General features: G+C 64.3%; 22 protein-coding genes. 7 read left to right on the forward strand and 15 right to left on the reverse strand.

Going from position 1 to position 22475, the window contains the following annotated elements:
* Nucleotides 1-121: 121 nt before the first annotated feature.
* The 10 genes from V9K84_RS25310 to V9K84_RS25355 all read right to left on the reverse strand — a co-directional run bounded on the left by V9K84_RS25310 (nucleotide 122) and on the right by V9K84_RS25355 (nucleotide 10969).
* Nucleotides 122-1327, reverse strand: coding sequence for an integrase arm-type DNA-binding domain-containing protein (locus tag V9K84_RS25310; protein ID WP_017131386.1), 1206 nt, complete (start codon nucleotides 1325-1327; stop codon nucleotides 122-124).
* 388 nt (nucleotides 1328-1715) lie between these two features.
* The gene (locus V9K84_RS25315; RefSeq protein ID WP_043863927.1) at nucleotides 1716-2426 is read right to left on the reverse strand and encodes an XRE family transcriptional regulator; all 711 of its coding nucleotides are present in this window, start codon (nucleotides 2424-2426) and stop codon (nucleotides 1716-1718) included.
* Between the two features lie 192 nt (nucleotides 2427-2618).
* Nucleotides 2619-3146 carry an inorganic diphosphatase gene (gene ppa / locus V9K84_RS25320; protein ID WP_043863926.1) on the reverse strand — a complete coding sequence of 176 codons (528 nt, stop codon included), beginning with the start codon at nucleotides 3144-3146 and terminating at the stop codon, nucleotides 2619-2621.
* A 91-nt stretch (nucleotides 3147-3237) separates the two neighbouring features.
* Nucleotides 3238-4053 (reverse strand): zinc-dependent peptidase, encoded by an 816-nt coding sequence (locus tag V9K84_RS25325; RefSeq protein ID WP_043863925.1) that lies wholly within the window; start codon nucleotides 4051-4053, stop codon nucleotides 3238-3240.
* A 9-nt stretch (nucleotides 4054-4062) separates the two neighbouring features.
* Entirely contained in the window at nucleotides 4063-4713 is a 651-nt protein-coding gene (locus tag V9K84_RS25330; RefSeq protein ID WP_043863945.1) for a DedA family protein, read from the reverse strand.
* Nucleotides 4714-4987: 274 nt separating this feature from the next.
* Nucleotides 4988-5446, reverse strand: coding sequence for a GNAT family N-acetyltransferase (locus V9K84_RS25335; protein ID WP_043863924.1), 459 nt, complete (start codon nucleotides 5444-5446; stop codon nucleotides 4988-4990).
* Nucleotides 5447-5554: 108 nt separating this feature from the next.
* A complete protein-coding gene (eutC, locus tag V9K84_RS25340; protein WP_054916334.1) occupies nucleotides 5555-6382 on the reverse strand; it encodes an ethanolamine ammonia-lyase subunit EutC in 828 nt (275 codons plus the stop codon).
* Nucleotides 6383-6389: 7 nt separating this feature from the next.
* Nucleotides 6390-7784 (reverse strand): ethanolamine ammonia-lyase subunit EutB, encoded by a 1395-nt coding sequence (locus V9K84_RS25345; protein ID WP_054916335.1) that lies wholly within the window; start codon nucleotides 7782-7784, stop codon nucleotides 6390-6392.
* Between the two features lie 46 nt (nucleotides 7785-7830).
* Nucleotides 7831-9273, reverse strand: a complete 1443-nt coding sequence (gene eat / locus V9K84_RS25350) for an ethanolamine permease (protein WP_043863921.1) — start codon at nucleotides 9271-9273, stop codon at nucleotides 7831-7833.
* Nucleotides 9274-9448: 175 nt separating this feature from the next.
* On the reverse strand, nucleotides 9449-10969 hold the full coding sequence (locus V9K84_RS25355) for an aldehyde dehydrogenase family protein (RefSeq protein ID WP_043863920.1): 1521 nt from the start codon (nucleotides 10967-10969) through the stop codon (nucleotides 9449-9451).
* Between the two features lie 265 nt (nucleotides 10970-11234).
* Here V9K84_RS25355 and V9K84_RS25360 point away from each other — a divergent pair, with 265 nt between their 5' ends.
* The 4 genes from V9K84_RS25360 (at nucleotide 11235) to V9K84_RS25375 (ending at nucleotide 15482) form a co-directional block, all read left to right on the forward strand.
* Nucleotides 11235-13154, forward strand: coding sequence for a sigma-54-dependent Fis family transcriptional regulator (locus tag V9K84_RS25360; RefSeq protein ID WP_088514349.1), 1920 nt, complete (start codon nucleotides 11235-11237; stop codon nucleotides 13152-13154).
* 65 nt (nucleotides 13155-13219) lie between these two features.
* Nucleotides 13220-14569: a UDP-N-acetylmuramate:L-alanyl-gamma-D-glutamyl-meso-diaminopimelate ligase gene (gene mpl, locus V9K84_RS25365; RefSeq protein WP_043863918.1), complete on the forward strand. Its 1350-nt coding sequence runs from the start codon at nucleotides 13220-13222 to the stop codon at nucleotides 14567-14569.
* Nucleotides 14566-15195 (forward strand): flavin prenyltransferase UbiX, encoded by a 630-nt coding sequence (gene ubiX, locus V9K84_RS25370; protein ID WP_043863917.1) that lies wholly within the window; start codon nucleotides 14566-14568, stop codon nucleotides 15193-15195. Before mpl ends, ubiX begins: the two co-directional genes overlap by 4 nt.
* A complete protein-coding gene (locus V9K84_RS25375; protein ID WP_088514348.1) occupies nucleotides 15192-15482 on the forward strand; it encodes a YceK/YidQ family lipoprotein in 291 nt (96 codons plus the stop codon). The genes ubiX and V9K84_RS25375 overlap by 4 nt, the downstream gene beginning before the upstream one ends.
* A 64-nt stretch (nucleotides 15483-15546) precedes the next feature.
* Here the strand turns inward: V9K84_RS25375 and V9K84_RS25380 are convergent, their stop codons facing one another.
* From V9K84_RS25380 to V9K84_RS25390, 3 genes are all read right to left on the reverse strand, one after another.
* A complete protein-coding gene (locus V9K84_RS25380; RefSeq protein WP_088514347.1) occupies nucleotides 15547-16188 on the reverse strand; it encodes an oxidoreductase in 642 nt (213 codons plus the stop codon).
* 26 nt (nucleotides 16189-16214) lie between these two features.
* Nucleotides 16215-17936, reverse strand: coding sequence for a C13 family peptidase (locus V9K84_RS25385; RefSeq protein WP_078481390.1), 1722 nt, complete (start codon nucleotides 17934-17936; stop codon nucleotides 16215-16217).
* Between the two features lie 87 nt (nucleotides 17937-18023).
* Nucleotides 18024-18479, reverse strand: a complete 456-nt coding sequence (locus V9K84_RS25390; RefSeq protein ID WP_088514346.1) for a MaoC family dehydratase — start codon at nucleotides 18477-18479, stop codon at nucleotides 18024-18026.
* A 170-nt stretch (nucleotides 18480-18649) separates the two neighbouring features.
* Between V9K84_RS25390 and V9K84_RS25395 the strand changes: the two genes are divergently transcribed.
* The 3 genes from V9K84_RS25395 to V9K84_RS25405 are packed head-to-tail and all read left to right on the forward strand — an operon-like array spanning nucleotide 18650 to nucleotide 20325.
* Nucleotides 18650-19012, forward strand: a complete 363-nt coding sequence (locus V9K84_RS25395) for a CidA/LrgA family protein (RefSeq protein WP_088514345.1) — start codon at nucleotides 18650-18652, stop codon at nucleotides 19010-19012.
* Between the two features lie 2 nt (nucleotides 19013-19014).
* Nucleotides 19015-19725, forward strand: coding sequence for an LrgB family protein (locus tag V9K84_RS25400; RefSeq protein WP_173925073.1), 711 nt, complete (start codon nucleotides 19015-19017; stop codon nucleotides 19723-19725).
* A 9-nt stretch (nucleotides 19726-19734) separates the two neighbouring features.
* Nucleotides 19735-20325, forward strand: coding sequence for an LON peptidase substrate-binding domain-containing protein (locus V9K84_RS25405; RefSeq protein ID WP_043863910.1), 591 nt, complete (start codon nucleotides 19735-19737; stop codon nucleotides 20323-20325).
* 3 nt (nucleotides 20326-20328) lie between these two features.
* Here the strand turns inward: V9K84_RS25405 and V9K84_RS25410 are convergent, their stop codons facing one another.
* Both V9K84_RS25410 and V9K84_RS25415 read right to left on the reverse strand, forming a co-directional pair.
* Nucleotides 20329-21645, reverse strand: coding sequence for a bifunctional DedA family/phosphatase PAP2 family protein (locus V9K84_RS25410; RefSeq protein ID WP_054916340.1), 1317 nt, complete (start codon nucleotides 21643-21645; stop codon nucleotides 20329-20331).
* Between the two features lie 4 nt (nucleotides 21646-21649).
* Nucleotides 21650-22342 (reverse strand): DNA-3-methyladenine glycosylase, encoded by a 693-nt coding sequence (locus V9K84_RS25415; protein WP_043863908.1) that lies wholly within the window; start codon nucleotides 22340-22342, stop codon nucleotides 21650-21652.
* Between the last annotated feature and the right edge of the window lie 133 nt (nucleotides 22343-22475).

A 22475-nucleotide genomic window follows, 5' to 3' on the forward strand; every position in this document is an offset into this window, starting at 1 on the left:
ATCTCATGATTTAGAGCGGCATCTGCAATGTGTCACTCGGTGGGTTTTGCCGCCTTGAGGCGCCTTGCTTTGTGCGCTGATTATATATTTCGAGGCGGCGACCTCTAGATAAACTTTATATTCAGGTTGTTGGCGGAGGGGTTGTAAATATGCTCCAGTCATTCATAAGTAAGCGCCTCTTATCCAGAAAGTCCGAGCGAGAGTATGCACCTTCAGTCTGATCACGCTCGTCATGTGCTAGCGCCATTTCACAGACCTCCCGTGGGTAATGGGTGCATTCACCGGCCCAATCACGAAATGAAGACCGAAACCCATGACGAGTGATGTGCTCATAACCCATGTCATGCAGTAGGGTTCGTATAGCGTTTGCGTGCATTACCCCTGTCTTGCCTTGGCCTGGGAAGAGAAAGGGACTTCCCTCATCTCGCGGGATCCTCTTCACCAGCTCTACGACTTCCTTGGCAAGCGGAATTACGAAAGCTACTCGCATCTTCATTCGCTCGTCTGGCAGGGACCAAGTTCCAGCCTCTAGATCAAACTCATCCCAACGAGCGAACCTAACCATGTGGGCGCGTGCGCTGGTCATGATCAGCAGTTGAGCGGCCCAGGACGGGGGAGTGGAATTTGCCCTGAGCTTTATCATCAGTTCCGGCACTTCCTGCCAGCGCAATGCTTCAAAGTGCTCACGCTTCCGAGCTTTCCTCTTTTCAGAGCGGCTCAACAGATTGTCTAAGTGCCCGCGCCAGCGAGCAGGGTTCTCACCCTGTCGCAGATTGCGTGCCTTGGCCGCGTCCAGGATCTGTTCTATTTGCCCACGCACCTCGTCAGCGGTTCTAGTCTTGGTGGCCCAGATGGGTTGCAACACCTTAAGCACTTCGGGAGTGCCGATGTCTTCGGCTGACAGCTTGCCTATGTGATCAAACGCATACAGCTCTAGCTTTCGCAGCCATCCCTTACGCCATTTCTCCGACCACGCCGAGCCGTGAGCATCGCGGTATTCTGCTGCCAGAGTCTCGAACTTCATCTGCTTGGCTTCACTTGCACGCTGGGCTTCCCGTTGAGCGGCGCGCTCTATGTCCCTGGCTGATAGGGGATCAATGCCATCACTCAGTTGGCTGCGTTTAGCGCTGGCGTCTTGTCTCGCCTTCTTGAGACTCACCTCAGGGAATGAGCCCAGCCCCATCTCTCTACGACGGCCCGCCAGTTGGAAGCGAAGCAGCCAGGATTTACGCCCAGTAGGTTTGACGACCAAGCGAAGCCCATCACCATCTTCATAGGTGCCGGGTTCGGTCAGGTTTTCGACTTGTTTCGGATTCAGCTTACCCATTAGATTTCCCCTGTCGCAGTTTTGTCCCCCCACCTGTCCCCCCACTTCATCGTCGGATGAGATCGAATGGCTTTGAACGCCATCGGACAGGGAAATGCTTAAAACCCCCGGAATAGCTACGCTATCAGGAAGATTATCGGATGGGATAGGATTATTTCGGACAATTAAAAAGCCGGCTTGTGGCCGGCTTCTCGGGGACAGTCTTGGCTGACTTTTGGTAAGCCGCAACCGCCTTCAAATCGTGATCCGGCGCTGGGGCCGGGGGTGGCGGGGGCAGTGTGTGCCGCGCCACGCCCTCAGGATGCAAGGCTGCAACCGGGGCTTGAGTGCGGCACAGCATACTGGGAATGGATCGCAATGCCCAGCAAAAAAAACCGCTGCAACCGCTTTAGCGCGGGCGATCATCCCGCAGGTGAGCCCACCAGAACACCCACCCCAGCACCTCCAGACCCTGGTTGCGGATTTGCGACAGGCTGTAGGTTTCGCTCGGAAATTCGTCACCGTCATGGCTGTGCAGACGCAATGCGCCATTGGCCCGTTCGCTCAAGGTGTGCACGCGCAAGCGCCCGTTGTGCAGCAGCGCGTATATCTCGCCCTCGATCACGCGGGTCAGGCTGCGGTCTATCGCCAAGGTCGCGCCGTACTGCAGCAAGGGGTTCATGTTGTAGTCGGGCATGCTCACGCAAAGCGCCTGCGCAGCATCTACCCCGAGGTTGTCCAGCGCACAGCGCGGCAAACGCAGGTGGCGGCCAGGGATTTCGGCAAACTGCCGGGGCTGCGCATGGTAGAAGGGCAGCAGCACGTCCTGCTCGCCATGCGCGGCGAACAGGCTGTGGTCCGGGGCCTGCTGCTCCTGCTCGCCACGGTTGCGGCTGACCCGCGGCAGCGGGTTGTGGTGCTTGGGGCCCTCGCCGGTGCGCAACCAGCGAGGGCGTACGCACAGCAGCTCGGCAATCTCGTCCAGACGCGCCATGGGCACGCCGCGCTGGAACCAGTTGTTCACATGCTGCGGCGTCACCCCGCGCTGGGCGGCAAAGTCGGAAGCGGTCAGGTTGCACTCGCGCAGGAGCGCTTTCAAACGATCACCAGATGTATTCATGGTGATTGAGTTTAGTGAGGGAAAAGAAGGGTTTATATAAACATTGGGTTGAAGTGTTTCGCGGGCAAAAGCGGGGGTATTACAGGGGGTTCTGTTGGTGTTGTAGGAATAATCGGACGCTGTTGGTTCAAGCAGCGAGCCGCAGATGCAAAAAAGCCCCGCAATCGCGGGGCTTTTCCTCAAGCGCAGTGCTTAGCCCTTGTAGGCTGCCACCGACTTGGTGATCTCGGCACGGGCCGCTTCTGCGTCACCCCAGCCGTCGATCTTGACCCACTTGCCTTTCTCCAGATCCTTGTAGTTCTCGAAGAAGTGCTTGATCTGCTCCAGCAGCAGTGCCGGCAGGTCGGTGTACTCTTTGACGTCGACGTACAGCTGCGACAGCTTGTCGTGCGGTACGGCGATGACCTTGGCGTCGCCGCCGCCGTCGTCGGTCATGTGCAGGATACCGACCGGGCGAGCACGGATCACCGAACCTGGGGCTACCGGGTACGGGGTCACCACCAGCACGTCCAGCGGATCACCGTCGTCAGCCAGGGTGTTGGGGATGAAGCCGTAGTTGGCCGGGTAGAACATCGGGGTGGCCATGAAGCGGTCCACGAACAGGCAATCGCTGTCCTTGTCGATCTCGTACTTGATCGGTGCGTGGTTGGCTGGAATCTCGATGGCGACGTAGATGTCGTTCGGCAGGTCTTTGCCAGCCGGAATCTTGCTGTAGCTCATTGGGCATTGCCCCCATGTTTGGCCAAAAATTGGTCGCGATTATAGGCACATTCCGTAACGCTTGCCACGCCCGGCCAGATGCCCGGCCTGGTCAATTAGTCGTGTGCTGGTAGTGCGGATGGCTACGTTGCAGCTGTTGCAGGCGGGCCAGCGGATCCTGGCGGTAGAACGCGCTCAGTTGCGCGTAAACCGCGGGGTAGGCCTGCATCAGCAGGTCCGGGGCACTGAAGAAGTATTCGCTGGTCACGGCGAAGAATTCGGCCGGGTTTTCCGCGGCGTAGGGGTCGATGGCCGTTTCGGCATCGGGGTTGCGGTCAAGCTGGCGGTTGAGATCGTCGTAGGCCTGCTGCATGGCCTGCGCCCAGTCCGCCACGCGCATGCTGTCATGCAGCGGCGGCAGGCCATTGGCATCGCCGTTGAGCATGTCGAGCTTGTGCGCCAGCTCGTGAATCACCAGGTTGTAGCCTTCCCAGCCACCGCTGGCCAGCACCCCGGGCCAGGCCAGGATCACCGGGCCCTGCTGCCAGGCCTCGCCACTGTGTTCGCCGTCCCATTCATGCTCCACACCGCTGGCATCACGGTGGCGCTGGGGGCTGACGAAGTCATCGGGGTACAGCACGATTTCATGGAAGCCCTGGTACCAGTTCAGATCGCCCAGGTGCAGCAGCGGCAGTTGCGCCTGGGCCGCCAGGTGCAGGCGCTGCTCGGCATCGGCGTCGACGCCGGGCAGGGTGGTGAGGTGCTTTTGCTGCAGGAACAGGATGCAGGCTTCACGCAGCCAGTGATCTTCTTCGTCGCTGATGCCGTCGAGCATCGGCAGGCCCTCGCGTACCCGCTGCCACTGCTGCGGCTCGATCGGGTAGCGGGCCAGGGTACGACGGCGCCGCCAGGCGCTCAGGCTCCACATGTGCGCGGGTTACTGGGCCTTGGCCTGGCCACGGCCCATGCGGCTGCGCACCAGGCCGATGATCATCGGCACCAGCGATAGCAGGATGATCGCCACGATCATCAGCGACAGGTTGGACTTGATGAACGGCACGTTGCCGAAGAAGTAGCCCAGCGTCACCAGGCCACACACCCACAGGATGGTGCCGGCGACGCTGAACATCAGAAAACGCGGATAGACCATTTTTGCCAGGCCCGCGACGAAAGGCGCGAAGGTGCGCAGGATCGGCAGGAAGCGCGCCAGGGTGACGGTCTTGCCGCCATGGCGTTCGTAGAAGTCGTGGGTCTGCTGCAGGTAGTCGCGGCGGAAGATCTTCGAGTCGGGGTTGCGGAACAGGCGTTCCCCGGCCGTTCGCCCGATCACGTAGTTGGTGCTGTCGCCCAGGATGGCTGCCGCCATCAGCAGGCCGCACAGCAGTACCGGGTCCATGCCGCCGCCGGCGGCCACGGCACCGGCGATGAACAGCAGCGAATCGCCCGGCAGGAACGGCATGACGACCAGGCCGGTCTCGCAGAAGATCACCAGGAACAGGATGGCGTAGATCCACGGACCGTAATTGTTGACCAGCAAATCGAGGTAGGTATCGAGATGCAGAATGAGGTCCAGCGGGTTGAAATCCATGTACGGCACCTTGTTCAAGACCCGGCTCTACGGGCATGCGAGGACTGGCAGTGCGAAGTGTGTAGCCGTTACCCGGGGTAAGGGTAAAATTTCACACAAATTGAAAGGCCGCATTATACGGGCATGGCGTGATTATGGCGGAGCAGTTTGTAGCGGCGGATTTCTGGGCGCCAGCGCAGCGGGGCTGCTATGCAGCCCATCGCCAGCAAGGCTGGCGCCTACATGGCCAGTGCGCAGACCTGTGGAAGCCGGCTTTGCTGACGAAGGATGCCCGTCAGTCGGAATGGATCGGGAGGATATAGCTCTTGAACTCGGTATCTGCCTTGAACCCCATCGACTCGTAGGTCTTCATTGCCACCTCGTTGTCGCTGCTGGTCGAGGCACGCAGGCGCACGGCGTTGGTGTCCTTGGCCAGTTTCTTCGCCTCGCGCATCAGGTTGTCGGCCACCAGCATGCGCCGCGAGTCTTCGGCCACATAGATGTCATTGAGTATCCATACGCGCTTGAGCGACAGCGACGAAAAGCTCGGGTACAGCTGGCAGAAACCCATCAGCTTGTTGTCATCGTCGTCCGGCAGCGCCAGGTAGATGATCGACTCGTCGCGCTCCAGGCGTTTTTCCAGAAACGAGCGCGAAGAGTCCGGATAGGGCAATTGCCCATAGAACTCGCGGTATTTGACGAACAGAGGGGCGAGCAGATCCAGATGCTCAAGAGTTGCTTTGATAATTCGCATAAGCAGGCCTCGGGTCCATGGGGAGTGGCGGCGAACCTCGGGCAGCCGTCACCCCAGATGCTGCCTAAAGCGCGAAAAAAGCGCAATCCGCTAAAAAGTGGTCAGTTCTCAATCATTGCCGAGTAAGAAGTTTCCATTTTTAGGGGTGTCGGCGTCTGATTCCAGGGTCTGGACCTGGGCTTCATCCTTCAGGTTGACCCCCGAGAGCTGCCGACGGCAGGCCTCGCGCATCAGGTACAGCAGGCGGTGGGCGGCCATGCCGTAGCTCAGCCCCTCCAGGCGTACGTTGGAAATGCAGTTGCGGTAGGCGTCGGTGAGGCCGACCCTGGGGCTGTAGGTGAAATACAGGCCCAGGCTGTCGGGGGAGCTCAGGCCCGGACGTTCGCCGATCAGGATCACGGTCATTTTCGCGCCCAGCAATTCGCCGACTTCATCGGCCACCGCCACCCGGCCCTGCTCCACCAGCACCACCGGGGCGGTGGACCATCCCTCGGCATCGATGTGCTCCTGCAGACGGTTGAGAAACGGCAGCGTGTGCCGGTGCACCGCCAGGGCCGAGAGGCCGTCGGCCACGATGATCGCCAGGTCGACCCCGCCCGGGTTGGCCTGGGCATGCTCGCGCAGTTGCCGGGCCGATTCCTCATGCAGGCGCCGCCCCAGGTCCGGGCGTTGCAGGTAGCTGTGGCGGTCGCTGGCGGCGCTGTGCAAGAGGATGCTGTCGCGCCCGCGTTCGCTCAGCTGTTCGCGCAGGCCCGCATGGTCGAATGCCAGGTGCACGGCATCGCGGGCCTGGGCGTGGGCGCACTGGAAGTCCAGCTGTGCGCGGGTCGGCAGGCTGGTACCGGTGCGCCCCAGGGCGATGCGCGCCGGGGTCAGGCGGCGCAGGTCGAGCCAGGGGTTGTCGCTGTTGTCGTGCTGCGTGGGTTGCTTGTCCATGGCTCGCTTATCCCAGTTGCGCCAGCGCCTGGCGGAAGGCCGGTGGCAGGTTGTCGCCAAACCGCACCCGGCCATCGGCCTGGGTGAAGATGCCCATGCGCGCCAGCCACGCCTCGAACTCCGGGGCTGGTTTCAGGCCCAGGGTCTGGCGTGCGTACAGCGCGTCGTGGAACGAGGTGGTCTGGTAGTTGAGCATGATGTCGTCGGAGCCGGGGATGCCCATGATGAAGTTGATCCCGGCCACCCCCAGCAGCGTCAGCAGCGTGTCCATGTCGTCCTGGTCGGCCTCGGCATGGTTGGTGTAGCAGATATCGCAGCCCATCGGCACGCCCAGCAGCTTGCCGCAGAAGTGGTCTTCCAGGCCGGCACGGATGATCTGCTTGCCGTTGTACAGGTACTCCGGGCCGATGAAGCCGACCACGGTGTTGACCAGAAACGGCTTGAAATGCCGTGCCACGGCATAGGCCCGGGTTTCGCAGGTCTGCTGGTCGACGCCATGGTGCGCGTTGGCCGACAGCGCGCTGCCCTGGCCGGTCTCGAAGTACATCAGGTTCTGCCCGAGGGTACCGCGGTTCAGGCTCAGGCCGGCGTCGTAGCCTTCCTGCAACAGGTTGAGGTTGATGCCGAAACTGGCGTTGGCCGCCTCGGTGCCGGCAATGGACTGGAACACCAGGTCCAGCGGTACGCCGCGGTTGACGGCCTCGATCGAGGTGGTGACGTGGGTCAGCACACAGGCCTGGGTGGGGATGTCGTAGCGCTGGATGATCGCGTCGAGCATCTCCAGCAGGGCACAGATCGAGGCGATACTGTCGGTGGCCGGGTTGATGCCGATCATGGCGTCGCCGTTGCCGTACAGCAGGCCGTCGAGAATGCTCGCGGCGATGCCGGCCGGCTCATCCGTGGGGTGGTTGGGCTGCAGGCGGGTGGACAGGCGCCCGCGCAGGCCCAGGGTGCCGCGAAAGCGCGTGACCACGCGGATCTTCTGCGCCACCAGCACCAGGTCCTGCACGCGCATGATCTTCGAGACCGCAGCGGCCATTTCCGGGGTCAGCCCCGGGGCCAGGGCGCGCAGGCTGTCTTCGTCGGCCTGCTCGCTCAGCAGCCAGTCGCGCAGCCCGCCCACGGTCAGGTGGCTGACGGCGGCAAAGGCCTGTTTGTCGTGGGTGTCGATGATCAGGCGGGTGACTTCGTCGTCTTCGTAAGGGATCAGCGCCTCGCTGAGGAAGTGACTGAGCGGGATATCGGCCAGCGCCATCTGCGCGGCCACCCGTTCGGCGTCGTTGCCGGCCGCCACCCCGGCGAGAAAGTCGCCGGAGCGGGCCGGGCTGGCCTTGGCCATGACGTCCTTGAGGCTGTCGAAGCGGTAGGTCTGGGTGCCCACCGTGTGTACAAAACTGCTCATACGCAATCTCCATGGCGCCGCAGGCCAGGCCTGCGGCGCGGGGCGGTCAGTGCAAGGCCTCTTCGGCCTTCTGGATCGCGGCAAACTCTTCCTCCGGCGTGCCGGCCACCAGGTGGTGTCGGCTATAGAAGGCGAAGTACGCAATCAGCACGCCATAGATGATCGCAGCGCCAATCACCACCCGTGGGTCGACCAGGAAACCTGCGACCACCGCCAGGCAGGCCAGCACCAGCGCCACGCCCGAGGTGAAGATGCCGCCCGGGGTACGGTACGGACGCTCCATTTTGGGGCGTTTTATGCGCAGGGTGATGTGCGCGGCCATCATCAGTACATAGGACAGCGTAGCGCCGAATACCGCCACCAGAATCAGCAGGTCGCCCTGGCCGGTCAGCGACAGCGCAAAGCCGATGATGCCGGGGATGATCAGCGCCAGTACCGGGGCCTTACTGCGGTTGGTCTGCGACAGCTTGCGCGGCAGGTAGCCGGCGCGCGACAGGGCGAAGATCTGCCGCGAATAGGCGTAGATGATCGAGAAGAAGCTGGCGATCAGGCCAGCCAGGCCCACCAGGTTGACGAAGCCGCCCATCCAGGTCGAGCCGCCGTAGGCCTTGGCCAGCGCCTCCACCAGTGGGTTGCCCGAGCTTTTCAGCGCTTCGGCGCCGGCGCCGCCCGGGCCGATCACCAGGATCAGCAGCGCGAAGCTGAGCAGCACCAGCATCGCACCGATCAGGCCGCGGGGCAGGTCGCGCTTGGGGTTCTTGGTTTCTTCGGCGGCCAGCGGCACGCCTTCGACCGCCAGGAAGAACCAGATGGCATAGGGGATTGCCGCCCACACGCCGACGTAGCCGAACGGCAGGAAGCTGCTGGCGCCGGCTGCGTCGGTCTTGGCGATGTCGAACAGGTTGTTCGAATCGAAGTGCGGCACCATCGCGATCAGGAACACCGCCAGGGCAATCGCGGCCACGGCGGTGATGATGAACATCAGCTTGAGCGCTTCGCCCACGCCGAAAATGTGGATGCCGATGAAGATGATGTAGAACGCCAGGTAGATCACCCAGCCGCCGATGCCGAACAGCGATTCGCAGTACGCACCGATGAACACCGCGATGGCGGCGGGGGCGATGGCGTATTCGATGAGGATCGCGGTGCCGGTCAGAAACCCGCCCCAGGGCCCGAAGGCGCTGCGGGCGAAGCCGTAGCCACCGCCGGCGGTGGGGATCATCGAGGACAGTTCGGCCAGCGAAAAACACATGCACAGGTACATCGTGGCCATCAGCAGCGTGGCCAGGAACATGCCGCCCCAGCCACCCTGGGCCAGGCCGAAGTTCCACCCGGCGTAGTCGCCGGAGATCACGTAGGCGACGCCCAGACCCACCAGCAGGACCCAGCCTGCGGCACCTTTTTTCAGTTCACGTTGCTGGAAATACTCGGAACCGACCTTTTCGAAATCGACGGAAGCCGGCGCGTTGCCGGAATGATCGCTTGGCATGGGGATTCACCTGTTCTTTTTTTAGTCACCGGCGGGTGCCGGCCTGTGGTGATGGTCTTGCACGAAAGGGGCCAGAACAGCTGCAAGCTTCAAGCTGCAAGCCGCAAGAGAAGGCAAATCGCATGGGGTCTGCTTTTTCTTGCTGCTTGAAGCTTGCCGCTTGCAGCCGGGTTTCCTAGAAGAAGCCCAGTGGATTGATGTCGTAGCTCACCAGCAGGTTCTTGGTCTGCTGATAGTGGTCGAGCATCATCTTGTGGGTTTCACGACCCACGCCGGACTTCTTGTACCCGCCGAACGCGGCGTGCGCCGGGTACAGGTGGTAGCAGTTGGTCCATACGCGGCCAGCCTTGATGCCGCGGCCCATGCGATAGGCGCGGTTGATGTCGCGGGTCCATACACCGGCGCCCAGGCCGAATTCGGTGTCGTTGGCAATGGCCAGGGCCTCGGCTTCGTCCTTGAAGGTGGTGATGCTGACCACCGGGCCGAAGATCTCTTCCTGGAACACGCGCATCTTGTTGGTGCCCTTGAGCAGGGTCGGCTGGATGTAGTAACCGGTCGACAGGTTGCCCTCGAGTTTTTCCACCTTGCCACCCGTGAGCAGTTCGGCGCCTTCCTTCTCGGCGATTTCCAGGTACGAGAGAATCTTGTCGAACTGCTGCTCGGAGGCCTGGGCGCCGACCATGGTGTCGGTGTCCAGCGGGTCGCCACGCTTGATCTGCTTGATCTTCTTCATCACCTCCTGCATGAACGCCGGGTAGATCGATTCCTGCACCAGTGCGCGCGACGGGCAGGTGCACACCTCGCCCTGGTTGAAGAACGCCAGCACCAGGCCTTCGGCGGCCTTCTCGATGAAGCTCTGCTCGGCTTGCATGATGTCTTCGAAGAAGATGTTCGGCGACTTGCCGCCCAGCTCCACGGTGCTGGGGATGATGTTCTCGGCGGCGCATTTCATGATGTGCGAACCCACCGGGGTGGAGCCGGTGAAGGCGATCTTGGCGATGCGCTTGCTGGTGGCCAGCGCTTCGCCGGCTTCACGGCCATAGCCCTGCACCACGTTGAGCACGCCCGGTGGTAGCAGGTCGCCGATCACTTCGAGCAGCACGCTGATGCCCAGCGGGGTCTGTTCGGCCGGCTTGAGCACCACGCAGTTGCCGGCGGCCAGGGCCGGGGCGAGCTTCCAGGCGGCCATCAGGATCGGGAAGTTCCACGGGATGATCTGCCCGACCACGCCCAGCGGTTCGTGGATGTGATAGGCCACGGTGTTGCCGTCGATTTCAGCGGCGCTGCCTTCCTGGGCGCGCAGGCAGCCGGCGAAGTAGCGAAAGTGATCGGCGGCCAGCGGGATGTCGGCGTTGAGGGTTTCGCGTACCGCCTTGCCGTTGTCCCAGGTTTCGGTGATGGCCAGCAGTTCGAGGTTCTGCTCGATGCGGTCGGCGATTTTCAGCAGGATCAGCGAGCGTGCCTGCACCGAGGTGGTGCCCCAGGCATCGGCGGCCGCATGGGCGGCGTCCAGCGCCTTGTCGATGTCTTCGGCACTGGAGCGTGGGAACTCGGCAATCGGCTGGCCGTTGACCGGCGAGGTGTTGGTGAAGTACTCGCCTTTGACCGGTGGCACGAACTCGCCGTTGATGTAGTTGCCGTAGCGGCTCTTGAAGGAAACGATCGCGCCGTCGGTACCGGGATGTGCGTAACGCATGGTGTGTCTCCTGGCTATTGTGCTTGTAGGGAGGATGTAAAGCGTAGTGCAAGGCACGGGCCACTGCCCGGTGGCCTAGTGAAATCAAGGGCTTGGCGCGGCGCGGAGGGCGCCCCGCAGGCGCTGTGTGCCAGCCCCGGCACAGCTTGGGTGACACTCTGTACCCGTTGTGGCACACAACGTGACCCGACGGTCCCGCCACCATTGCAATGCACTGGCGGCAGGAGGATGCTGGGTTCATCTCGTGTGCGGAGAACAATAAAAAGTGCAGAGCAATCATCTGAGCCGGCACGCCCGGCAAGTGCTCACCGTCACCCAGGGCAAGGCGTTGTTGCAGGGGCCGGGCAGCGACCCGTCGATCGCCCGTTCCTGGCTGCGCTGCCTGGAGGACTACCACCTCGACCCGGCCCAGAGCGTTGCGCCCACCGTGCTCGAGCACGGGCGGCTGCTGGAGAGCCGTGAGCGCCTGCAGCAGGTGCTGCAGATCGCCGGCAACGAGATGAACAGCCTGCACCAGCAACTCTGCGGCGCCGGGCACGCGGTTCTGCTGACCGATGCGCGCGGGGTGATCCTCAACTGCGTCACCGCACCCACCGAGCGGCGCATCTTCGAGCGCGCCGGGCTCTGGCTGGGCGCCGACTGGAGCGAGGCCTGCGAGGGCACCAACGGTATCGGCACCTGTCTGGTCGAGCGCCAGGCCCTGACCATTCACCAGGATGAACACTTTCGCGGGCGCCATACCGGGCTGACGTGCTCGGCCAGCCCGGTGTTCGATCCGCAGGGCGAGCTGCTGGCAGTGCTCGACGTGTCGTCGGCGCGCCCCGACATGTCGCGCCAGAGCCAGTTCCACACCATGGCGCTGGTCAACCTCTCGGCCAAGATGATCGAGAGCTGCTACTTCCTGCGCCATTTCGAACACCACTGGCTGTTGCGCTTTCACCTGCAGGCCGAATCGGTCGGGCTGTTCAGCGAGGGGCTGCTGGCGTTCGATGGCGAGGGGCGTATCTGTGCGGTCAACCAGAGTGCGCTGAACCTGCTGGCAACGGCACGCGGCGGGCTGCTCGGCCAGCCAGTGGAGGCGTTTTTCGACTGCGCGCTGGATGAACTGCTCGGGCGTGCCACGGCGGCCGCCAGCACCAGCTGGCCGCTGCGTACCCGCGATGGCCGTGTGCTGTTCGCCAGCCTGCGCGGCCAGGCCCGTGCGGTGGCGCCACCGCTTGCGCCGTCGGCCACCAGCACGCCAATGCCGGCACAACGCATCTGCCTGGTCGACCCGGCACTGCAACAGGATTTTCGGCGTGCGCTGCGGGTGTTCGAGCGCGACGTGCCGCTGCTGCTCAACGGCGAAACCGGGTGTGGCAAGGAGGCCTTCGCCAAGGCCGTGCACCAGGCCAGCCAGCGCGCGGGCAAACCGTTCGTCGCGCTCAACTGTGCGTCGATCCCGGAGAGCCTGATCGAGAGCGAGCTGTTCGGCTATCGCGGCGGCAGCTTTACCGGGGCGCGCAAGGAGGGCATGCGCGGCAAGCTGCAACAGGCCGACGGCGGCACCTTGCTGCTGGACGAGATCGGCGACATGCCGCTGGCCCTGCAGACGCGCCTGCTGCGGGTGCTCGAGGAGCGCCAGGTGGTACCGATCGGCGGCGAGCCGCAGGCGGTGGATGTGCGCATCATCAGTGCCACCCACCGTGATCTGCTGGGCCGGGTCGAGGCCGGCAGCTTTCGCGAAGACCTGTATTACCGCCTCAATGGTCTGGAGGTCGCCCTGCCGGCATTGCGTGAGCGCAGCGACAAAGCGCAGTTGCTCGACTTTGTCCTGGCCGAGGAAGCCGCGGGCCAACCTGTGCGGCTAGAGCCGTCGGCACGCCGGGCGCTGCTGGAATTTGCCTGGCCCGGCAACGTGCGCCAGTTGCGCAATGTGCTGCGTACCCTGGTGGCCCTGTGCGAGGATGGCCGCATCGCATTCGACGACCTGCCGCCGGTAGTGCGCCAGCCCCCGGCAGCGCTCGAGCCCAGGGGTGCCAGGCCGCAGGCCGAACACCCGCTGGACGACGCCGAGCGGGCCGCGCTGCTGCAGGCGCTGGAGCACAAGCGCTGGCACATGACCCAGGTGGCGGCGCAACTGGGGGTCAGCCGCAATACGCTGTACCGCAAGCTGCGCAAGCACGGGATTGCACGGGGCGCCTAGGCAAACTCAGGATGCGATTTTTCCCACCCTAAGCTACCCTGCCTCCACGTTTCGTGAGGTCGACCATGCACATTCATATTCTCGGTATCTGCGGTACTTTCATGGGCTCGCTGGCGGTGCTGGCCAAGGAGCTTGGCCACCGCGTCACCGGCTCCGACGCCAACGTCTATCCCCCCATGAGCACCCAGCTCCAGGCCCAGGGCATCGAGCTGCATCAAGGCTATGACGCCGCCCAGCTGGAGCCGGCCCCCGACCTGGTGGTGATCGGCAACGCACTGTCGCGGGGCAACCCGGCGGTGGAGTACGTGCTGAACAAGGGCCTGCCCTACGTGTCGGGCCCGCAGTGGCTGGCTGACCACGTGCTGCAGGGCCGCTGGGTACTGGCCGTGGCCGGTACCCACGGCAAGACCACCACCAGCAGCATGCTGGCCTGGGTGCTGGAGCATGCCGGGATGAGCCCGGGCTTTCTGATCGGCGGTGTGCCGCAGAACTTCTCGGTGTCGGCGCGCCTGGGCGCCACGCCGTTCTTCGTGGTCGAGGCCGACGAGTACGACAGCGCGTTCTTCGACAAGCGTTCCAAGTTCGTGCACTACCGTCCGCGCACCGCCATTTTGAACAACCTCGAGTTCGATCACGCAGACATCTTCCCTGATCTGGCTGCCATCGAGCGCCAGTTCCACCATCTGGTGCGCACCATCCCGAGCGAAGGCCTGGTCATTCACCCCACCACCGAGCCGGCCCTGCAGAAGGTGATCGAGATGGGCTGCTGGACCCCGGTGCAGACCACCGGCGCCGGTGGTCAGTGGCAGGTGAAACTGCTCAGCGCCGACGGATCGCGCTTCGAAGTCAGTTTTGAAGGCCAAGCCCAGGGCGTGGTGGAGTGGGAGCTGACCGGCCAGCACAACGTGGCCAACGCCCTGGCCACCCTGGCCGCTGCCCGCCATGTGGGCGTGGTGCCGGCCATCGGGATTGCCGCCTTGAGCGCGTTCAAGAGCGTCAAGCGGCGCATGGAAAAGGTCGCTGAAGTGCAGGGCGTGACCATCTATGATGACTTTGCCCACCATCCGACCGCCATTGCCACCACCCTCGACGGGCTGCGCAAGCGCATCGGCGACGCTCCGTTGATCGCGGTGATCGAGCCGCGCTCCAACTCCATGAAGCTGGGCGCCCACCGTGATGGCCTGCCCCAGAGCGTGTGCGATGCCGACCAGGTGATCTGGTATGCACCGCCCAATCTGGGCTGGGACCTGGCCGCCACCGCCGCCGAGTGCACGGTGCCGTCGATTGTCGCCGACAGTCTCGAGGCGATCATCGAGCGGGTCAAAAGCCAGGCCGCGCCGGGCACCCAGGTGGTGATCATGAGCAACGGCGGCTTTGGCGGGCTGCACGGCAAGCTGGCCGAGGCACTGCGATGAGCGGCCCGGAGCGCATCACGCTGGCCATGACCGGTGCCTCCGGGGCGCAGTACGGGTTGCGCCTGCTCGATTGCCTGGTGCGTGAAGACCGCGAGGTGCATTTTCTGATCTCCAAGGCTGCGCAACTGGTGATGTCGACCGAGACCGACGTGGTGTTGCCGGCCAAGCCGCAGTCGATCCAGGCGTTTCTGACCGAGTACACCGGCGCTGCGGCCGGGCAGATCCGGGTATACGGGCGCGAGGACTGGATGTCGCCGGTGGCCTCGGGCTCCGGGGCGCCGGCAGCGATGGTGGTGGTGCCCTGTTCCACCGGCACGCTGTCGGCAATCGCCACAGGGGCCTGCAACAACCTGATCGAGCGGGCCGCGGACGTGACCCTGAAGGAGCGTCGACAGTTGATTCTGGTGCCGCGCGAGGCGCCTTTCTCGACCATCCACCTGGAGAACATGCTCAAGCTGTCGCAGATGGGCGCGGTGATATTGCCGGCCTCGCCGGGCTTCTATCACCAACCGCAGACCATCGACGACCTGGTGGACTTTGTGGTGGCGCGGATTCTCAACCTGTTGGATGTTCCGCAGGACATGCTGCCGCGCTGGGGCGAGCACCATGTTGGCGGCGAGGAGTGAAGGCGCTGCTGGTGGCAGGCCTGGCGGTGCTGGCACTGAGCAGCGGCTGCGCCACGGTGCGCACGCTGGATGCGGCCAAGCCGGGGGCACCGGTGGTGTATTCGGGTACGCGGCTGGATCTGTATGCGCTGCGGGGCGGTTGCTGCCCTGAAGACCGTTTTGGCGCGCCGGCACCGGCGTACCCGGGGCTGGACCTGCCGGGCAGTGCACTGCTCGATACGGTGTTGCTGCCGTTGTCGGTGCTGACGGTGCTGGGGGTGGGGTTTCAGGCAACGGGTGGGTTGTAGCCCCCGGCCTCTTCGCCGGCAAGGCCGGCTCCTACACCGACCCTTGCAGGAGCCTGCCTTCGGATCATTTACCCAGTTTGCGCAGCTCATCCGACTCGACAATGCGGACCCCGTCCTGCTCTTCCAGCGCCAGGCGCCACAGCGCCCGCGCCAGCTGGCAGGCTTCGATGCCGCGGTACTTGCCCGGCAGCAGCCGCGACAACGGCCCGGCAAACTGTTCACCGAGCCGAGGCTCGATACGCTCGCCCAGCAGCACCGACGGCCGCGCGATGGTCAATTGCGGCCAGTCCTGCGCCATGAGTGCCTGTTCCATCTCGCCCTTGACCCGGTTGTAGAACACCGACGACTTGGGGTCGGCGCCAATCGCGCTGACCACCAGCAGGTGCCGTGCACCCATTTCCCGCGCCCGCTTGCTGAACGCCACCACCATGTCCAGGTCGACGGCGCGAAACGCCGTTTCCGAACCTGCCTGCTTGATGGTGGTGCCCAGGCAGCAGAAGGCGATGTCCACCCGGCCGCTCAACTGCGGCAGGAACACCGCCGGGTCGCCGACCGGGTTCTCCAGGTGCGGGTGTTCGGCCAGCGGCCGGCGCGTGGGGGCCAGCACACGGCTCACGGTCGGCTCGTTGAGCAGCCGATCCAGCAAATGCTCACCAGTCAGCCCGGTGGCTCCGGCAATCAGGATGTGCTGAGGCGTCAGGTACATGATGTCTCTCCCTTGATACAGTCAGCTTAGTGGCTGCTTGTATTTTCTGCTTGTACCGCATCGGCACTTTGCAGTGCTTTTCGTGCCTGTTGCTGGCGCAGTTTCTGCCAGTGCTGCAGCACCCGTTGCGGCGCCCACAGCTGAGGTTCGGAAGCCTCGAAGCCATCGGCCTGCTCGCGCTGCTGCACCGTGGTCTTGGCCAGTTCGAAGGCCTGCTGCAGGTCGTCGGTCTGGTTCAGTGCCCGGGCGAACAGTGCTTCGCCGAAATAGGTGAAGTCGGCCTCTTCGGAGCAGCCGAACGACACCCGGTCGGCACGCGATGCGGTCATGATCAAGGTCTTGTCGTCCTTGAGTGAATCGATGTAACCCCCCGAGTAGCACGCAGAGATCACGATTATCTTGTCACGTTCCTTTAGTGGGGCAAGCGCGGCCGAGAGTTCATCGGCGGGCAGGTCGGCCAGTTGCAGGCGCGGCAGATCCAGCACCAGTTCATGTTCGTGGCTGCCGTGGCTGGTCAGGTAGATGAACACCAGGTCTTCGGGGCCGCTGCGCTCGGCCAGGGTGCGTGCGGCCCGCGCCAGGTTCTCGCGGGTGGCCAGGGGGCGGTCGGCCATGTGGTCGCGGTGGTTGACCAGGGCGACCTGGCCAGTGGCACCGAAACGGGTCTTGAGCATGTCGCTGACGTAGTCGGCCTCGCGCATGAACACGCTCTGGTTGCCATCGCCGGCCAGGGCCAGGCTGTACAGTTCGATGGCCGGGGTGGAGGCCGGTACCTGGGCCAGCGCCTTGTCGAGCAGGGTGCCCTGCTTGAGCAGGGCCAGCTCCAGGGGGTCGGGCAACAGGCGCCCGTGTTCGTCGCGCACGCGCAGGCCGTTGACCCAGTGGCCGCTTTCGACGCTGCCGTCGACCTGCGTCAGCCGGCCTTTGCCCTGGTAGGTGTCGTTTTCGAAACCGCCGACGTACAGGCTGCCGTCGGGCAATTGCAGACGGCCCTGGCCGGCGAAGCGCCAGTCGCGAAACTCGCCCTTGTAGTGGCTGCCGTCGCTGCCGAACAGCTCGCCCTTGCCGGTCAGCGAGCCGTCGCGGAACTGGCCGATCCAAACGTCGCCATCGGCGTTTTCGTAACGGCCGCGACCTTGCAGGTGGTTGTCCTTGAATTCGCCGATGTACTGGTCGCCTTCGGCGCTGTTGAAGGTGCCGCTGCCCTGCAACTGGCCGTCGACGAAGCGCCCGCTGAACTGGTTGCCACTGGCATCGCTGCGGATGCCTTCGCCGTGGGGTTTGCCCTTGGCGAACAGGCCCTGGTACTGGCTGCCGTCGGCCAGGGTCAGTTCGCCGGCGCCGTTGTACTGGTCGTCCTTGAACTGCCCGCGATACTGTACCTGGCCTTCCCTGAGGGTGCCTTCGCCGTCACGCCGGCCAAGCTTGAAGCCGCCGCTGTAGTGGCTGCCCGGGGTGGTCAGCTCGCCCTGGCCGTGAAACAGACCCTGCTGGAACTCGCCGCGGTACACCTCGCCATTGCTGCCGTGCCATTCGCCGCGGCCCTGCCACTGGCCCTGCTGGAAGTTGCCGGCATACCAGCTGCCGTTGGGGTAGTCGATGCGCCCCGGGCCCTGCAGCAGGCCATTGACCACGTCGCCACGGTAGCGGCCGCCATCGGGCAGGCGGGCGTCGGGCGGTGACAGCGGTTCACCGTCGCCACAGGCGGCGAGCAGCAGGGTCAGGGCAAGGGGTACGAATGGGCGCATGGCGGGGTCCGGGCAAGTCAGGCCCCGAGTATGCCGCAGTTTGTCGCGGGTGAAACAGCCGCTGGCAGCTGTTTCACCTTGGGCGGGTCAGACGAAGCAGAGCGACAGCGGCTCGGCGATATAGGCGGGTTTGTCCTGGCCTTCGATTTCCAGGGTGGTGGTGGCCTTGAGCAGCCACTGGCCCGGTTTCTTCTCGATGGCCTCGCTCAGGTCGACCTTGAGACGAACCCGCGAACCGACCTTCACCGGCTGGATGAAGCGCACGCTGTCCAGGCCATAGTTGACGACCATCTTCAGCCCCTCGGGCAGCACGAGGATGTCTTCCATCAGCTTGGGAATCAGCGAAAGGGTGAGAAAACCGTGGGCAATGGTGCTGCCAAATGGCGTTTTTGCCGCCCTCACCGGGTCCACATGAATGAACTGGAAGTCGCCGGTAGCCTCGGCGAACAGGTTGATGCGCTCCTGGTCGATGGTCAGCCACTCGGAACGTCCCAGTTCCTTTCCAACGTACTGCGCCAGCTCTGCAACGGGTACATAGGGCATTGCGACTCTCCTGGTTGTCTTTGATTTTGTTGTGACTGCTACAGGTTCGACTGCTTAAGATCAGCACGCCGACCGGATGCGGTCAAGTCACCGTTGTTTCAGCGAATATCGGGGTATAGACCAGTCGTTAGCGTGCTTATAATGGCCGCCAGGCCTGAGGGAGAAGTGCAATGTTGTTGCGTGGTTTGACGTGGCTCGTGCTGTTCCAGTTGCTGGGGACGGCGATCAATCACCTGTTTCTGTCGATGCTGCCGGGGCCGATCATCGGGCTGGTGCTGTTGCTGGCGTACCTGATGCTGCGCGGCGAGGTCAGTGCGCCATTGAGCGAGGCGGCCAGCAGCCTGCTGCGCTACCTGCCGTTGCTGCTGGTGCCGCCGGCGGTGGGGGTGATGGTGTACGCCGCCGACATTGCTGCCGACTTCTGGGCCATCGCCGGTTCGCTGGTGCTGTCGGTGCTGATCGCCCTGGCGTTCTGTGGCGTGCTCATGCAGAAGATGATTGCCCGTCAGGCCCGTCGTGAGGAAAAGCCATGAGCCTGGACTGGCACGGCGCCCTCGATGCGGTCATCCACCACCCGCTGTTCGGCATCGGTATCACCCTGGGGGCCTATCAGCTGGTGTTGGCGGCCTATGACAAGACCCGCTGGATCTTCCTGCAGCCGGTACTGGTATCGATGCTGGTGGTGATCGGTGTACTGGTGACGTGCGGCGTGTCCTACGCCGAGTACCGCAAGAGCACCGAAATCATGAACATCCTGCTGGGCCCGGCCACCGTGGCCCTGGCGGTCCCGCTCTACCTGAACCTGCGGCGTATTCGCCAGCTGTTGTGGCCGACCTTGACTACGCTGGTAATCGGCGGCCTGGTCGCGACCTGTGCCTGCCTGTTGCTGGGCTGGTGGTTCGGTGCCGAACACATGATCCTGATGACCATGGCGCCCAAGTCGGTGACTTCGCCGATTGCGATGCTGGTGGCCGAGCAGATCGGCGGGGTGGCGGCGCTGGCGGCAGTGTTCGTGCTGATCACCGGGGTGATCGGGGCGATCTTCGGCCCGGCCCTGCTGTCGGCCTGCGGGGTGAGCAGCCCGGAAGCTCGCGGCATGGCACTGGGCATCAGTGCGCACGCGGTGGGCACGGCGGTGGCGTTGGAAGAAAGCGAGGAAACCGGGGCCTTCGCGGCCCTGGGCATGAGCCTGATGGGAGTGGTCACGGCGGTGTTCCTGCCGTTGGCGGTCAGCCTGGTTGCCTGAGGATATTCGATGACATTGCCCCTGTTTCCACTCAATACCGTACTGTTCCCCGGCTGCAAGCTCGACCTGCAGATCTTTGAGGCGCGCTACCTGGACATGATCGGCCGCTGCATGAAGCAGGGCGGCGGGTTCGGCGTGGTGTGCATTCTCGAAGGCGAGCAGGTGGGCAATGCCCCGTCGGGGTTCGCGACAATCGGCTGCGAGGCGTTGATACGCGACTTCCAGCAGCAGGACAACGGCCTGCTGGGCATTCGCGTCGAGGGTGTGCGGCGCTTCGATGTCGGCCCCTACGAGGTGCAGAAGGACCAACTGCTGCTGGCCGACGTGAACTGGCGCAGCGAACAGCCCGACGCCCCCCTGGAGGAGGACGATCACGACCTGCTGGCCTTGCTCGGCGCGCTGGGCGAGCACCCGATGGTGGCGGCACTGGACATGCCGGTCGAAGTCATCGGCCAGCAGGCACTGGCCAACCAGCTGGCCTACCTGCTGCCCTTCGAGGATGAAGACAAGCTCGACCTGCTGGCCATCGATTCGCCCCGCCAGCGCCTGGACGCGATCCAGGCGCTGCTCGAGCGGCTGCAGGGCGAGTTGTTCGCCTAGGTCTCAGTACTGGTAGCGCAGCAGGGCATGGGGCAAGGCATGCAGGGCGAAGAACGCCAGGGTGCCGGCGCAGGCCGGCAGGATCAGCCACCACACCTTGAGCGGCATGGCGCCGAGCGGCTCGCGGTGCTGCACCAGGCTCAGGCTGGCGGCGCACACGCAGCAGGCCAGCAGCGAGCCGGCGAGGATGTCGGTGGGCCAGTGTGCACCCAGGTAGACCCTGGACAGGGCAATCGACATCGCCGGCAGGCACCCCAGCAGAATCCAGGTCAGGCGCATGCGTGGCGGCTGGCCACGACCGGCCAGCACCGCCAGCGTCAGAAAGAACGCGAATGACGCCGAACTGTGGCCACTGGGCATGCTGTAGGAGGTCAACGGGTCGCTGAGCACTTCGGGGCGCGCGCGGGCGAACAGCCACTTGAGTGTGCCGTTGGCCAGCGCCGTGCCCATCAGCGTGCAGGCGGCGAAGATCGCCGGGCGCCACTGCCGGCTCAGCAGCAGCAGGCCGGTGAGCACGCCGCCCACCACGAACTGAGTGCGGAAGTCGCCCAGGCGGGTGATCAGTACGATGGTGCCGTCCAGCGTGGCGCGGCGGTGTTCCTGCACCAGGGTCATCAGGCCCTGGTCGAAATCGTTCAGGTACGGCCAGCCGATGAACACTGCAGCCAGCATTACCAGGCTCAGGCCGGCGATCAGCCGTGTGCCGTAGCGCTTGCTGCGCAGGCTGGTGCTGATGCTCAGGCCGATCAATAGTGCGAGGCCGGCGGCGATGATGCCTGCTTCGGTCCAGAACCCTTCGGGCAGCGGCAGGCGCATGGCCGCGCCGGTGGCCCAGCCGGGCAGCAGGTAGGCCACCGCCCAGCCGGCACCTGCCAACAGGCTGACGGCGATGAAGCGTGGCAAGGGCATGTCGAACATGCCCGCCACCATCGGCAGCATCGGCCGCAGCGGGCCGATGAAGCGCCCCACCAGCAGGCTGGCGATGCCATAGCGCTGGAAGTAGCTCTCGGCGCTGCCGATCCATTCGGGGTGGTGGCGCAGCAGCGGCAGGCGCCGGATGTTCTGGTGGAAGCGCCGGCCCAGGGTGTAGGAAATCGCATCGCCCAGCAGCCCGCCCAGAAAGCCCAGCAGCAGGGTTTCGCTCAGGCCCAGTGCGCCGCTGCCGGCGAGAACCGCCACGGCGAACAGCAGGATGGTGCCGGGCACGATGAGCCCGGCGATGGCCAGGCATTCGACGCAGGCCACGATGAAGATTGCCAGGCCGAGCCATTGCGGGTTCGCGGTCAGCCAGCCGGTCAGGCTGTCGAGCCATGGGCCCATGGTGTCAGTTTCCTTGTGTCAGTAAGAAATAGTCGCGGCCTTCGACTTGCCCACGGCGCAGCGGGTTCCGGGTGCAGTGCGCGGCGAAGTCGGCGTCGACGAAACGGTAGGGCAGATGTTCGTCGCGCCCTTGGGGAATGCCCAGGCGTGTGGTCTGAATAATGTGTTTCACGGTTATGCCGCAGTCTTCGACGAACAGCCGCTCGGGGTCGAAGCGCTGGGCGTCCCAGTGCGGGACTTTCAGCCCCAGGGCCTTGCACAGCAGGGTCTGGCCGGCACACAGGCGCTGGTCGGCGCGCGGCTGGCCGCTGGCATCGGGGTTGTTCAGCTGCATCTGCGCCAGGCTGTTGTGGTCGCTGACGGCATCCACCCAGGGGTAGGCCGACTTGATCAGCACCGCGTTGCCGGGGCCGTGGGCGCTGAAGTTGAGCGAATCGCCGCCACGGGCGTAGTACATGTAGATGTGGCCGCCATCGAGGAACAGGGCCTTGCGTTTTTCGGTGTAGCCCAGCGAGGCGTGGCTGCCCTTGTCGGTGACGTAATAGGCTTCGGTTTCGATGATGCGCGCCGACAGCCACAGCTCGCCCTGACGATGGCGGATTACCTTGCCGAGCAGGGCCTTGGCCAGGGTCTGGGCGTCGCGGTCGAAGAAACTGTCGGGGAGGGCCCGGGGCGGGCAGGGGGCGAATTCGGTCATGGGCGCGATAATAGCAATTTATGGTCCGGGTCGGCGGCGGGGCTTTGCTGGAGCCGGCCTTGCCGGCGAAGGGACGCGCTACGGTACATCTTCATACACTGTTTTCGACCATCCGCCTGACACCGCTGGGCGT

It is taken from the genome of Pseudomonas sp. AE27, assembly GCF_037113495.1.
In the GTDB taxonomy this organism is placed as follows: domain Bacteria; phylum Pseudomonadota; class Gammaproteobacteria; order Pseudomonadales; family Pseudomonadaceae; genus Aquipseudomonas; species Aquipseudomonas palmensis.

Excerpts from the sequence above, each read along its gene's own strand:
- V9K84_RS25310 (WP_017131386.1), bottom strand. The coding sequence starts at position 1,327 with ATGGGTAAGCTGAATCCGAAACAAGTCGAAAACCTGACCGAACCCGGC.
- V9K84_RS25315 (WP_043863927.1), bottom strand. The coding sequence starts at position 2,426 with ATGAATACATCTGGTGATCGTTTGAAAGCGCTCCTGCGCGAGTGCAAC.
- ppa (WP_043863926.1), bottom strand. The coding sequence starts at position 3,146 with ATGAGCTACAGCAAGATTCCGGCTGGCAAAGACCTGCCGAACGACATC.
- V9K84_RS25325 (WP_043863925.1), bottom strand. The coding sequence starts at position 4,053 with ATGTGGAGCCTGAGCGCCTGGCGGCGCCGTCGTACCCTGGCCCGCTAC.
- V9K84_RS25330 (WP_043863945.1), bottom strand. The coding sequence starts at position 4,713 with ATGGATTTCAACCCGCTGGACCTCATTCTGCATCTCGATACCTACCTC.
- V9K84_RS25335 (WP_043863924.1), bottom strand. The coding sequence starts at position 5,446 with ATGCGAATTATCAAAGCAACTCTTGAGCATCTGGATCTGCTCGCCCCT.
- eutC (WP_054916334.1), bottom strand. The coding sequence starts at position 6,382 with ATGGACAAGCAACCCACGCAGCACGACAACAGCGACAACCCCTGGCTC.
- V9K84_RS25345 (WP_054916335.1), bottom strand. The coding sequence starts at position 7,784 with ATGAGCAGTTTTGTACACACGGTGGGCACCCAGACCTACCGCTTCGAC.
- eat (WP_043863921.1), bottom strand. The coding sequence starts at position 9,273 with ATGCCAAGCGATCATTCCGGCAACGCGCCGGCTTCCGTCGATTTCGAA.
- V9K84_RS25355 (WP_043863920.1), bottom strand. The coding sequence starts at position 10,969 with ATGCGTTACGCACATCCCGGTACCGACGGCGCGATCGTTTCCTTCAAG.
- mpl (WP_043863918.1), top strand. The coding sequence starts at position 13,220 with ATGCACATTCATATTCTCGGTATCTGCGGTACTTTCATGGGCTCGCTG.
- ubiX (WP_043863917.1), top strand. The coding sequence starts at position 14,566 with ATGAGCGGCCCGGAGCGCATCACGCTGGCCATGACCGGTGCCTCCGGG.
- V9K84_RS25380 (WP_088514347.1), bottom strand. The coding sequence starts at position 16,188 with ATGTACCTGACGCCTCAGCACATCCTGATTGCCGGAGCCACCGGGCTG.
- V9K84_RS25385 (WP_078481390.1), bottom strand. The coding sequence starts at position 17,936 with ATGCGCCCATTCGTACCCCTTGCCCTGACCCTGCTGCTCGCCGCCTGT.
- V9K84_RS25390 (WP_088514346.1), bottom strand. The coding sequence starts at position 18,479 with ATGCCCTATGTACCCGTTGCAGAGCTGGCGCAGTACGTTGGAAAGGAA.
- V9K84_RS25395 (WP_088514345.1), top strand. The coding sequence starts at position 18,650 with ATGTTGTTGCGTGGTTTGACGTGGCTCGTGCTGTTCCAGTTGCTGGGG.
- V9K84_RS25405 (WP_043863910.1), top strand. The coding sequence starts at position 19,735 with ATGACATTGCCCCTGTTTCCACTCAATACCGTACTGTTCCCCGGCTGC.
- V9K84_RS25410 (WP_054916340.1), bottom strand. The coding sequence starts at position 21,645 with ATGGGCCCATGGCTCGACAGCCTGACCGGCTGGCTGACCGCGAACCCG.
- V9K84_RS25415 (WP_043863908.1), bottom strand. The coding sequence starts at position 22,342 with ATGACCGAATTCGCCCCCTGCCCGCCCCGGGCCCTCCCCGACAGTTTC.